General features: G+C 48.8%; 14 protein-coding genes. 12 read left to right on the plus strand and 2 right to left on the minus strand.

What is annotated here, in order from left to right; translation table 11 throughout:
- Nucleotides 1-5: 5 nt before the first annotated feature.
- Genes XMD564_RS03420 through XMD564_RS03435 form a run of 4 tightly spaced genes read left to right on the plus strand, consistent with a single transcriptional unit; the run spans nucleotide 6 to nucleotide 3,212 of the window.
- The gene (locus XMD564_RS03420; RefSeq protein WP_173480812.1) at nucleotides 6-1,028 is read left to right on the plus strand and encodes an NAD(P)H-dependent glycerol-3-phosphate dehydrogenase; all 1,023 of its coding nucleotides are present in this window, start codon (nucleotides 6-8) and stop codon (nucleotides 1,026-1,028) included.
- Nucleotides 1,029-1,030: 2 nt separating this feature from the next.
- Nucleotides 1,031-1,486, plus strand: a complete 456-nt coding sequence (locus XMD564_RS03425; RefSeq protein WP_173480813.1) for a histidine phosphatase family protein — start codon at nucleotides 1,031-1,033, stop codon at nucleotides 1,484-1,486.
- Nucleotides 1,487-1,516: 30 nt separating this feature from the next.
- Complete coding sequence (locus tag XMD564_RS03430) at nucleotides 1,517-2,365, plus strand: alpha/beta fold hydrolase (RefSeq protein ID WP_173480814.1); 849 nt, start codon at nucleotides 1,517-1,519, stop codon at nucleotides 2,363-2,365.
- A gap of 25 nt (nucleotides 2,366-2,390) precedes the next feature.
- Nucleotides 2,391-3,212 carry a DUF4892 domain-containing protein gene (locus XMD564_RS03435; RefSeq protein WP_173507807.1) on the plus strand — a complete coding sequence of 274 codons (822 nt, stop codon included), beginning with the start codon at nucleotides 2,391-2,393 and terminating at the stop codon, nucleotides 3,210-3,212.
- 52 nt (nucleotides 3,213-3,264) lie between these two features.
- Here XMD564_RS03435 and folE read toward each other — a convergent pair whose 3' ends face one another.
- Nucleotides 3,265-3,804, minus strand: a complete 540-nt coding sequence (gene folE / locus XMD564_RS03440) for a GTP cyclohydrolase I FolE (RefSeq protein WP_173480816.1) — start codon at nucleotides 3,802-3,804, stop codon at nucleotides 3,265-3,267.
- An 84-nt stretch (nucleotides 3,805-3,888) separates the two neighbouring features.
- Nucleotides 3,889-4,464 (minus strand): Smr/MutS family protein, encoded by a 576-nt coding sequence (locus XMD564_RS03445; RefSeq protein WP_173507808.1) that lies wholly within the window; start codon nucleotides 4,462-4,464, stop codon nucleotides 3,889-3,891.
- Between the two features lie 54 nt (nucleotides 4,465-4,518).
- Here XMD564_RS03445 and prmB point away from each other — a divergent pair, with 54 nt between their 5' ends.
- From prmB to phaR, 8 genes are all read left to right on the plus strand, one after another.
- Nucleotides 4,519-5,433, plus strand: coding sequence for a 50S ribosomal protein L3 N(5)-glutamine methyltransferase (prmB, locus tag XMD564_RS03450; RefSeq protein WP_173482416.1), 915 nt, complete (start codon nucleotides 4,519-4,521; stop codon nucleotides 5,431-5,433).
- 36 nt (nucleotides 5,434-5,469) lie between these two features.
- Nucleotides 5,470-6,567 carry a chorismate synthase gene (gene aroC / locus XMD564_RS03455; protein WP_173480819.1) on the plus strand — a complete coding sequence of 366 codons (1,098 nt, stop codon included), beginning with the start codon at nucleotides 5,470-5,472 and terminating at the stop codon, nucleotides 6,565-6,567.
- Between the two features lie 136 nt (nucleotides 6,568-6,703).
- Entirely contained in the window at nucleotides 6,704-7,801 is a 1,098-nt protein-coding gene (locus XMD564_RS03460) for a carboxynorspermidine decarboxylase (RefSeq protein ID WP_173498080.1), read from the plus strand.
- 34 nt (nucleotides 7,802-7,835) lie between these two features.
- Complete coding sequence (locus XMD564_RS03465; protein WP_173482419.1) at nucleotides 7,836-9,077, plus strand: saccharopine dehydrogenase family protein; 1,242 nt, start codon at nucleotides 7,836-7,838, stop codon at nucleotides 9,075-9,077.
- A 66-nt stretch (nucleotides 9,078-9,143) separates the two neighbouring features.
- Nucleotides 9,144-9,773: a LysE family translocator gene (locus tag XMD564_RS03470; RefSeq protein WP_173484482.1), complete on the plus strand. Its 630-nt coding sequence runs from the start codon at nucleotides 9,144-9,146 to the stop codon at nucleotides 9,771-9,773.
- A gap of 2 nt (nucleotides 9,774-9,775) precedes the next feature.
- A complete protein-coding gene (locus XMD564_RS03475) occupies nucleotides 9,776-10,930 on the plus strand; it encodes an MFS transporter (RefSeq protein ID WP_173480823.1) in 1,155 nt (384 codons plus the stop codon).
- Nucleotides 10,931-11,010: 80 nt separating this feature from the next.
- Nucleotides 11,011-11,262, plus strand: coding sequence for a DUF6489 family protein (locus XMD564_RS03480; RefSeq protein WP_173480824.1), 252 nt, complete (start codon nucleotides 11,011-11,013; stop codon nucleotides 11,260-11,262).
- Nucleotides 11,263-11,278: 16 nt separating this feature from the next.
- Nucleotides 11,279-11,731 carry a polyhydroxyalkanoate synthesis repressor PhaR gene (gene phaR, locus XMD564_RS03485; protein ID WP_173480825.1) on the plus strand — a complete coding sequence of 151 codons (453 nt, stop codon included), beginning with the start codon at nucleotides 11,279-11,281 and terminating at the stop codon, nucleotides 11,729-11,731.
- The last annotated feature ends 58 nt before the right edge of the window (nucleotides 11,732-11,789 follow it).

An 11,789-nucleotide genomic window follows, 5' to 3' on the forward strand; every position in this document is an offset into this window, starting at 1 on the left:
AGGTAATGCAGACAGTGACTAAGGTTGCCGTGTTAGGCGGTGGGAGTTTCGGTACCGTCATCGCCAATATGACGGCTGAAAAAGGTATCCCGACCTCCTTGTGGGTACGTCGAGCTGAACTGGCTAATGATATTAACCAGCAGCGTTGTAACGATCGCTATGTGCCCAACTACCCATTAGCCGACTCCTTGGTTGCGACTGATGATATCGAGTCCGCATTAAAAGACGCTCAGGTTGTCTTTATTGCGATTCCAAGCAGTGGCTTTCGAGCGGTTCTGAATCAAGCTAAACCCTACCTCAACGATGAACAATTGATCGTTAGCACGACCAAAGGCATCGAAGCTGTTAGCTTCAGTCTGATGAGTCAAATCATGGAGCAGGAGTGCCCAGCGCATCGATCGGGTGTGATCAGTGGCCCTAACCTGGCTAAAGAGATCGCCAAGCGTGAACTGACCGCTACGGTCATTGCCAGTACCGATGAGAATCTTCGAGAGACGGTTCAAGAGCTTCTTCAGTCTAGCTATTTCCGTGTCTATGCCAGCGCTGATACCTTCGGTGTGGAGCTCGGTGGCACCTTGAAGAACATCTACGCCATTGCGTCCGGCATGAGTGCTGCGTTGGGTATGGGTGAAAACACTAAAAGCATGCTGATCACGCGCTCTCTAGCAGAGATGAGTCGTCTTGCGGTGAGCATGGGCGCTAATCCATTGACCTTCCTTGGATTAGCGGGTGTGGGAGATCTGGTCGTGACCTGTCTATCACCTCTGTCACGTAACTACCGAGTTGGTTATGCGTTGGGGCAGGGTAAGTCGTTGGATCAAGCAGTGGCTGAGCTGGGAGAGGTCGCTGAGGGTGTCAATACACTGAAGTTGGTGAGCGAGCACGCAGAGCAGCAAGATGTCTACATGCCTCTTGTGCGTGGCCTCTACGAGGTAGTCTTTAATCAGGCGCCCGTCAAAGTGGTCATCGGTAAGATGATGGAAGGTGCCCACAGTGCCGATGTTGAGTTTACACTCTCGGGTTCCTGAACATGCGAATCCTATTGATGCGTCATGCGGAGGCTGCCCCTGGCTTCCCAGACGAATCACGTCGCTTAACCCCTTATGGGGAGGCGTCACTGCAAAATCGCCCTGAAGGTCTACAGCCTTTCTTAGATGAATTGACCCACATCTTTGTCAGCCCCTATCAGCGTACTCAGCAGACATTAGCTAACCTTCTGCCCAATCGGGAGGCTCTGCTTCTTGATCTGATTACCCCTGAGGGTGAGCCTGAAGCCGTGTTTAACTATCTGCAATCTCTGCCCGATGAGAGCAGGGTTCTATTAGTGACACACATGCCCTTGGTGGGTCGTCTATTCAGCTCGCTCGTTGAGGGTGAAAGTCGCTTTGGCGTTGGGTTTATGCCCGCTCAAATCGAGGTGGTCGATTGTGATCTGCCTGCAGCGGGGCTGGGTCGCTCCATTGCTCAGTTTACTCATTACCCCTGAACCTACCGCTTACATTTGATAGAAAACAGCATGATTCATCCAAGAGAGATTAGGTTTACCGTTCACAGTCGAACCATTACTGCACTGCAGTGGGGTGAGGATGACCAACCGTTGATTTTGGCACTACACGGTTGGCTAGATAATGCCGAGAGTTACTACAAATTAGCGCCTCACTTGGCGGGTTTTCGTGTTGTCGCTATCGATATGGCAGGGCATGGTCAGTCAGATTGGCGCAGTGCGGATTCGGGCTATCCTGTTTGGGGTTATGTAGAAGATCTTCATGCGGTTAAGCGCCAACTTCAACCCGATGGGGCAATTCGAATACTGGCTCACTCTTTAGGTGCTGGTGTGGCGTCTCTCTACGCCGGGACATTTCCGGATCAGGTGTTAACACTTGGCTTGATAGAGAACCTAGCTCCGTTTACAAACGCCCCCGATCAATTTGCTGAGAATTTAAGCCAGTCGATAACGGATAACTTGTCGATTCAAAAACAGGCTTCTGCTAAATCCAAAGCATTGCTGACCAAGTTAAGAGCAACGGGTCGCTTCCCTGTGCCAGTGGATGCGGCTGAGCGCTTAGTGGTGCGCAGTAGTGAACAACTGCCCAATGGAGAGCTCAGAATACGAGTGGATCCCAGACTCAAATTGCGCTCTTCAGTACGTTTAACAGAAGAGCAGGTTCGCAGCACTCTTGCTCAGATAGAGTCACCTGTTTTGGTGATTGCGGGTCAGTCAGGTTTGAGCCAGGAGCTGACCCAAGCACGCTTACCCTTCGTAAAAAATATCGAATTTAGATGGATGCCGGGTGGGCATCATCTACACTTAGAGGATGAGGTCGTGCCACAGATGGCTGCGGCATTTAATGAGTTTTTTGGTTGAGTGAGTGTGTTGAATGATTAGGCTAGTGTTACATCGACTGTTACCCCTGTTTCTATTCTCCTCCATGGCGTTTGCGAATGGGGCTGCTCCTCTGCCCAATGGCATCAGTATTGACCCATCCGCTGAGCTCGATAAACAGATCACTCAAACCGTTCGAGTTTATCGCTTTCCTTTAGGCGCTGTCGTTAAGATCAATCGAGATGTTCGCATCGATAAAGAGCAGCAACTGTCGGGCCAACTCACGCGTACAACCTGGGAGATGCCAAAATCATTTGATCCCCATGAACTGCTGCAGGTGCTTCGTGATCAGGTAATTACCCAAAAAGGTGAAATCCTGTTTGAGTGTGATGGTAGAGATTGCGGAACCAGTAATATCTGGGCGAATGACCTATTTAATAATGCCGACCTCTATGGTCGTGATGACTACCAACGCTATTTTGCTGCTAAGCTGGATGATCAATACCTTGCGGCTTACGCGGTAAGACGGGGTAACCGACGTGTTTATCTTCACCTCGATCAGATCACTGAAGCGGAACAGGCGGTGCCTTGGTTGGTGCTACTAGAAGAACGTGGCTGGGTTAAATTACCCAACATCGAAGAGCCAACCCTTAAGCTGTTAGCTGATCATCTGCAGCAAAATCTTTCGCCAATTCGATTGGTCGGTCATCAGCAGGGCAGTGATCAAGGAATTGCTGAACAGGAATCAATGCGCTTAGTTGAACAGGTGAAGGCTTACCTGGATAGGGCAGGCGTAGCCACTGGCCAACTCGAAGTACACGGAATAGGGGCATTAGCACCCAGTGTGCTGGGTGCCGACCAATCTGCTGTGGTCGTGATCGCTAAATAGAAGATCCGATTGGGTGTCAGACTGGAAGTCAGACACCAAACAGCTGAGGTGACTAGTTTACCAGTGACAGGAATTCAGCACGTGTTGCGGGATTAGATCGGAAGCTTCCCAGCATCATTGATGTCTTCATCATCGCGTTTTGCTTTTCGACACCGCGCATCATCATGCACATGTGTTGCGCTTCAATCACAACGCCTACACCCAGAGCACCGGTCACCTCTTGAAGTGCTTCGGCAATCTCTTTGGTCATGTTCTCTTGGATCTGAAGACGGCGTGCGTACATGTCTACGATGCGCGCTATTTTCGACAGACCAATCACTTTACCCTGTGGAATATATGCAACGTGGGCTTTGCCAATGAAAGGGAGTAGGTGGTGTTCACACATTGAGTAGATCTCAATATTTTTCACGAGCACCATTTCAGAGTTGTCTGATGGGAAAAGCGCTCCGTTAACCACCTCTTCAAGCGACTGGTCGTAGCCTTTGGTCAGAAACTTCATCGCTTTTGCAGCGCGTTTAGGCGTATCTAACAAACCTTCGCGGTTAAGATCTTCGCCAATCGCTTCAATGATGTTTTCGTAGGCTTTTTCCATGACTCTATTCCTTTCTCGGGCCTATTTATGCCCGTTAACAACTAAGCGGGCAAACATACGCCAATGTCACCCTTGGGTAAAGGTTTACCGATTGGATTTATGACGCTCATCCGATTTAAGAAGCAGGTAGAGTGCTCCGGTTCCGCCATCTTTTGGCTGAGCAGAGCAGAACGCTAGCACGCCCTCTGTCTGTTGCAGCCACTCGCTGACGTAAGTCTTCAAAAGGGCAGGTTTGTTAGGGTCAGTATAGGATTTGCCATGTACGATCAGTACCGATTTGAGGCCCTGCTTGTGACAATCCCTAATAAACAGATGCAACTCATTACGCGCTTCATCAACAGTAAATCCGTGCAGATCAAGACCAGCATCCCAACCTAAGTGACCCGATTGCATCCGTTTGATCAACTTCAGTTGAACACCGGGTACTGCAAAAAGAATGCTCTCTTCGGCACTGAGTAATTCGTGATGAGTAGAGTTTAGCCCATCGACGATAAGCTCCTCTTTTTCGGCGGCCGCCAGTCGACGATATTCAATCGATCCCTCATCGGGTTTGTTGACGGGGCGTTGAATATCAGCGCGATTCTGCTCAATCGGCGTCACATCCTTAAAAAGCTCCTTTAGAGAAGCGAAATCACTGATCTTATCACTCTTATCAGACATGTTGATTACAGGTAAACTATGGCAACTTTTGATTCGGATATTATCAGGTTAGCCATGAGCTCAGATCAAGCAGTGATCGAACAACTTCTCACTCTTCGCGATTACGTTCGCTGGACACTCAGTGAGATGAACCGTCACCAAGTCTATTTTGGTCATGGCCATGTAGACGCTTGGGATGAGGCGCTGCAGTTAGTGTTTAATGCGGTGGATCTTCCGTGGGATAGTTCAGCTGAACTGTTAGACGCAAAACTTCTGCCTTCAGAAAGAGAGCGTGTCATCGATTTTGTGCAGCAGCGCTGCCAGCAACGTAAACCACTACCGTACATCACCGGTGAGGCTTGGTTTATGGGACTGCCATTCACTGTTGATGAGCGTGTCTTGGTTCCGCGGTCGCCGATCGCACAGCTGATCGAACAGCAGTTCCAGCCCTGGCTTGGCGATGTGGATGTAGAGCGCGTTCTGGATCTTTGCACCGGAAGTGGTTGTATCGGTATCGCTTGTGCTTATGCATTTGATCAAGCTGAGGTAGATCTTGCCGATCTATCAGACGATGCACTTGCGGTGGCTAATATCAATGTGGCACGTCATGAGATGGAAGAGCGTGTGCGCGTTGTCCACAGTGATCTGTTTAACAATTTAGAAGGTGAGGTTTACGACCTAATCGTCACCAATCCCCCGTACGTTGATGCTCCGGATGTAGCCTCAATGCCTGCTGAATATCAGCATGAACCTGAAATGGCGTTAGGTTCAGGTGATGATGGTTTGGATATTACTCGCCGGATCTTGAGAGAGGCGGGTCGTCATCTGAGTGAACAGGGGCTTCTGGTGGTGGAAGTGGGCAATTCAGAGGTGCATCTAATGCAGGCTTACCCTGAGCTTCCACTAATATGGGTTGAGCTCGATCAGGGCGGTAATGGTGTCTTTGTTATTGATGCTCCCAGTCTTCGTGCACACCAAGAATTTATTTAATGACTGAGCTGCGGCTCAAACAGAAGGATTAGGACCATGTCCGGTAATACATACGGAAAGCTTTTCACAATCACCACCTTTGGCGAGAGCCATGGCCCAGCACTGGGTGCCATTGTCGATGGCTGTCCTCCTGGGATTGAGTTGTGTGAAGAGGATCTTCAGCTGGATCTTGATCGTCGTAAACCAGGAACCTCACGTCACACGACGCAGCGTCGCGAACCAGACCAAGTGAAGATTCTGTCTGGGGTTTTTGAAGGTAAGACCACCGGTACATCCATTGGTTTGCTGATCGAGAATACCGATCAACGTTCAAAAGATTACGGCAACATCAAAGATCAATTCCGTCCTGCTCACGCCGACTACACCTATCATCACAAGTACGGTATCCGTGACTACCGTGGTGGTGGTCGATCTTCGGCTCGTGAGACTGCGATGCGTGTAGCAGCCGGTGCTATTGCGAAGAAAGTACTAGCGAAGCAGGGCATTGAAATTCGTGGCTACCTGTCACAGCTCGGTCCTATCGCTATTGATCACACTCAGTTTGATTGGAATGAAGTGGGTAATAACCCCTTCTTCTCACCTGATGCTGATGCTGCAGCAAAAATGGAAGTCTACATGGACGAGCTACGCAAAGAGGGTAACTCAGTGGGTGCTAAGATCTCTGTCGTTGCTTCGGGTGTTCCTGTCGGGCTGGGCGAACCTATTTTTGATCGATTGGATGCCGATCTGGCCCACTCACTGATGAGTATCAATGCCGTGAAAGGGGTTGAGATTGGTGATGGGTTTGCATCGGTTGCGCAAAAAGGGACTGAGCATCGTGATGAGATGACAAAAGAGGGTTTTCTCTCGAATCACGCGGGTGGAATCTTAGGCGGTATCTCCAGTGGCCAAGATATCATTGCGCACATCGCGCTTAAGCCAACGTCAAGCATGCGTCTGCCTGGTCGCAGTATTGATAAGTTTGGTAATGAAGTGGAGGTGGTAACCAAAGGCCGTCATGATCCCTGTGTCGGTATTCGTGCCACACCCATTGCAGAAGCGATGATGGCACTGACTTTGGTTGATCATCTGCTGCGTCATCGCGGCCAAAATGCGGATGTATCGGTTGATACGCCGGTACTGGGTCAGCTTTAAACTTTATCCATAATTTATGGAGTTGCTGATACTGTCGATGACAGGCTTAAGCCAGTCACGGCGACTCCGTAGTTAACTGAGTGTACCGGTGACTGGCTTTCAGCCTGTCACCTTATTGACTTGATTATTTGCTCATATGTTGAAAACGCCTTACTACCTTATCGATCGATCGAAACTCCAGAAGAACCTGGAGAAGATCGCCTACGTACGTGAGCATTCGGGTGCTAAATCTCTGCTAGCACTGAAATGCTTCGCGACCTGGTCCGTGTTTGATCAAATGTCGCAATATATGGACGGTACAACCTCATCCTCACTCTATGAAGTTAAGCTAGGTCATGACAAGTTTCCCGGTGAAACACACGCTTACTCGGTCGCCTATGACGATCATGAGATAGAGGAGGTGCTCGCTAACTGTGACAAGATCATCTTCAACACCATCAATCAGTTTGAGCGCTTTGAAGAGCAGAGCCGTGAGAAAACGCGTGGCTTGCGCGTGAATCCGGGTATTTCAACCTCTGAGTTCATCATTGCCGATCCAGCACGTCCGTATAGCCGCCTGGGTGAGTGGGACCCTGAGCGTATCGAAACGGTAGTCGATAAAATTTCCGGTTTCATGTTCCACAACAACTGTGAAAATGGCGATTTTGAGCGTTTCAGTGCCATGCTCAGTGATATCGAAGCGCGCTTTGGCCACCTGATTGCCAAAATGAAATGGATCAGTCTAGGGGGTGGTATCCACTTTACCGGAGATGACTATCCGCTTGATCAATTCTGTCAGCGTTTGAAGTCCTTCTCTGAAACCTATGGTGTTCAGGTCTATTTAGAGCCTGGTGAAGCGGCCATTACCAAGAGTACAACGCTCGAAGTATCGGTATTGGATACACTCTACAACGGTAAGCACCTAGCGATTGTTGATAGCTCGATTGAAGCGCATATGCTCGATCTTTTGATCTATCGAGAGGACGCTCGTATGCCACCTTGTGATGGTGAGTACAGCTATCAGCTGTGCGGTAAGTCTTGCTTGGCAGGCGATATTTTTGGTGAGTTTAATTTTAATCATGAGCTTAAAGCCGGTGATCGACTCTCAATAGAGGATGCGGGTGGCTATACCATGGTTAAGAAAAACTGGTTCAATGGTGTGAAAATGCCCTCTATAGCCATTAAAGAGTTTGATGGTTCGATCAAACTTGTTCGTGAATTTGGTTATCAAGACTTTGTCGATAACCTCTCTTAATAGTGTTAAGTAACGCATCGGAGTGCGCGATCTTATGAAAAAGAATGTACTAATTATTGGCGGCGGTGGTGTTGCCCAGGTGGTGGCGCATAAATGCGCCCAACACAACGATATCCTCGGTGATATAGCGATCGCTTCAAGAACCAAATCGAAGTGTGACGCGATCATCGACAGCATCCATGAGAAGGGTGCAATGAAGGTGGATGGCAAGTTAACGGCTCATGCACTGGATGCAATGGATACAGCCGCGACGGTTGCATTGATCAAAGCGACGGGCTCTGAGATCGTGCTTAATGTCGGTTCAGCTTTCGTCAATATGTCGGTACTTGAAGCCTGTATCGAAACGGGTGTCGCTTATCTAGACACCGCTATTCACGAAGACCCACTTAAGATTTGTGAAAACCCACCTTGGTACGGTAACTACGAGTGGAAACGTCGCGAGCGCTGTAAAGAGACAGGCACCACGGCTATTTTGGGCTGTGGCTTTGATCCAGGTGTCGTAAACGCTTACGCTGCATTGGCTAAAAATGAGTACTTCGATACGCTCGAGTCAGTTGACATTATCGACATCAATGCGGGCGATCACGGTCACTGGTTCGCCACCAACTTCGACCCTGAGATCAACTTCCGTGAGTTTACCGGACGTGTCTACTCTTGGCAGAACAATCAGTGGCAAACCAACCAGATGTTTGAGATCAGTCGTACTGACGATCTGCCTGTAGTCGGTGAGCGCACAAGCTACATGACGGGTCACGATGAGATCCACTCTCTATCAGCCAACCTAGGTTGTCCTAATGTACGTTTCTGGATGGGCTTTGGGGAACGTTACATCACCGTATTCACGGTTCTGAAGAATCTGGGTCTTCTCTCTGAACAGCCAATCGAAACGGCTGAAGGGCAGAGTGTTGTCCCTCTTAAAGTGGTTAAAGCTTGTCTTCCAGATCCTGCGTCACTTGCACCCAACTACTCCGGTAAGACCTGTATTGGTGATCAGGTGAAAGGGACCAAAGATGGTCAAGAGCGTGAAGTGTTCATCTACAACGTTGCTGACCATAAAGATGCCTACAATGAGGTCGGTAGCCAGGGTATCTCCTACACCGCTGGTGTTCCACCGGTTGCAGCCGCGTTATTGATTGCGACAGGTGAATGGGATTGTAAAACGATGGTTAACGTAGAGGAGTTGGATCCACGTCCATTCCTGAATCATCTTAACCACATGGGTCTACCCACATGGATCCGTGATGAAAATGGAGAGCGTCCGCTCGATTTCTCATAATATCGACTAGCTCCCATCAAGCCCAGATGTTATAACGAAAACTTGTTATCCCACTGGGCTTTTTTAATGCTTGAACTCTTCCCTTGGGCCGCGTTTCTTGTGGCCATTACCCTATTAACACTAACCCCCGGTGTCGATACGATGATGGTATTGCGACGCTCTGTAGGCAGTCGAAGCCAGGGCTTTTTGGCCAGTCTTGGTATCTGCCTGGGACTGTTTGTGCACGGAACATTGAGTGCATTAGGCGTGGCTGCCATTCTGGCCAGTTCAGAAACACTGTTCTTTTACATGCAGATGTTAGGAGCAGGCTATTTGATCTTTCTTGCACTGAAAGCGCTTAAAGATCTATTCATAGGACGCGCATTGATTTTGGAATCTGTTGCTGAGCAAAGAGCTTTACGCTCGGCCTTCTATCAAGGTTTTCTCAACAATCTGTTAAACCCGAAAACCTTACTCTTCTATATGGCTCTGTTACCGCAATTTCTGGTATCGGGCTATTCACCACTCCTGCAGTCTCTGATGATGGCGTTAATCCATTTTTGTATCGCCATGGTCTGGCAGGGTGGTTTGGTATTGGGTGTCGATCGAGTACGTCATCTTCTGTTCAATAGAGGTGTGATCAGAGCTTTAGATGGCTTAAGTGGAAGCGTTTATCTGCTGTTCGGACTACGCCTGTTGCTTGGTGAGCGTAGTTAACGATGCGCCTTGAGCTAAGACTTTCACTCTTCTACTACACCTTCTTTTCACTGTTAGGCGTGGTGATGCCATTTTGGGCTCCCTATCTTAGCCATGAAGGTTTCAATGCTGAGGAGATTGGACTTCTATTAGGCGCGTTTCACCTCTCTAGGCTTTATGCTCCAAGTATTTGGGGCTATGTGGCCGATCGTCATATGGAGCGCATGCGGGTTGTTAAACTGGGTGCACTGCTGGCCGTATTAGCCTTTGTTCCGGTGCTGTTCATTGAGGGGTTTTGGCCGCTGCTGCTTGCGATGCTCTGCTTCTCATTTTTTTGGAATGCGATTTTGCCGCAATTTGAAGTAGTGACCTTAAGTCATCTAGGTGAGAAGCGAGATCGCTACGGGAAAATTCGTTTGTGGGGGTCCGTTGGGTTCATTGCGGCTACCTTGATCGGTGGTGAGTTGTTCATAGACGATCAGATCGAGTGGGTGCCTATTGGGTTGTTGGTGGTATTAATTGCTATCTACTTTGCAACCTGGACGGTTCCCAAGCCGGCTGCCGCACCGATCAATTCCGCCAAATCTGTCTCTGTTGCAAAGGTGATGAGACGTCCTGAAGTGATACAGTTCTTTGCACTGATCTTTTTTGCACAATTGGCTCACGGCCCCTACAACGGTTTTTACACCCTCTTGCTGCAGCAAGAGGGGTATAGCGGCTTATCCATAGGTTTATTGTGGTCTTTAGGCGTTCTGGCTGAGATAGCGATGTTCGCTGTGTTGCACAAATTGTGGCAACGCTTTTCGCTCGTAAGTGTCTTTATGGCGAGTTTAATGCTGGCAGTGCTGCGCTGGTTAATGATGGCAACCCTGTCTGACTCACTGCTAATTATCATACTCTCTCAACTGCTACATGCTGCCAGTTTTGCGGTGCTGCATGCCAGTGGCATTCGTATTGTGCAGCAGCTCTTTCCCGCTGGAAGCGAGGGCAGGGCGCAGGCTCTGCACTCTAGCCTCGGCTTTGGCTTAGGTGGTCTGTTTGGTTCCATCATTGCTGGCTACCTTTGGCACCACTTCGGTTCTGGCGTTAGTTTCATCTTTGCGGCGGCAGCCAGCCTCGTAGCTCTGTTGTTGATATCCTTCGGTAAGTTGCCGGCAAAAGTGCAGCAAAATAGCTAAAAAGGTTTTTTTGCAGTGCGAAAATAAACGCGTTATGCTCAAGCCTACAGGCTTCTTAAAAGTGCTGGATGGAGATCGTTATGAAAATCAGTGTAGATGTTGATTTAACCCCAGAAGAGTTTCGCCGCACCCTAGGTCTACCCGATGTGTCCGAAATTCAAAAAGAGTTAGTTGAACAGTTTAGACAGCAGATGCTTAATGGCGCAGATGGTTATGACGCTCTCTCTTTAATGCAGCCCTATCTAAATTCAGGCCTAAATTCGATGGAGGCCATGCAAAAGGCTTTCTTCGGAATGATGACCAGCAATACCAGTGATAAAAACGATAAATAATTGTTGAGGTACTTTTGTGCGCATTCTTCGTAAATATACAAACCGCCGTCTCTACGACACCTCTCGCAGCTGCTACGTGACCCTTGAAGATGTGAAGCAGCTGGTAATGAACGGTGAGACCTTTCAGGTTCAGGATTCTAAAACAGGCCAAGATTTAACGCGCAACATTCTCCTGCAAATTATCTCTGAGCAAGAGGCTGATGGGGGCGGTACCTTGCTAACCAATCAGGTGCTTCAGCAACTCATCCGCTTCTACGGTGATAGTATGCAGGGCATGATGAGCCAGTACCTAGAACAGAGCATCAGCGCCTTTCTAGAGCACCAAGATCGTATTCGAGACCAGATGGAGACGATGATGGGCGCTGCCAATCCATTAACGATGATGAACAAATTGACGGATCAGAACATGGCGTTTTGGAATATGTTCAATCCAGCGGCTAAGCAAGAGGGTGAGAAAGAGGAGAAATAGCGCTTTCTTTCGTTCTGCATACTTTAGAAAAGAGAGCCTGCGCTCTCTTTTTTTGTGT

The sequence above is a fragment of the Marinobacterium sp. xm-d-564 genome, assembly GCF_013283345.1.
GTDB lineage: Bacteria > Pseudomonadota > Gammaproteobacteria > Pseudomonadales > Balneatricaceae > Marinobacterium_E.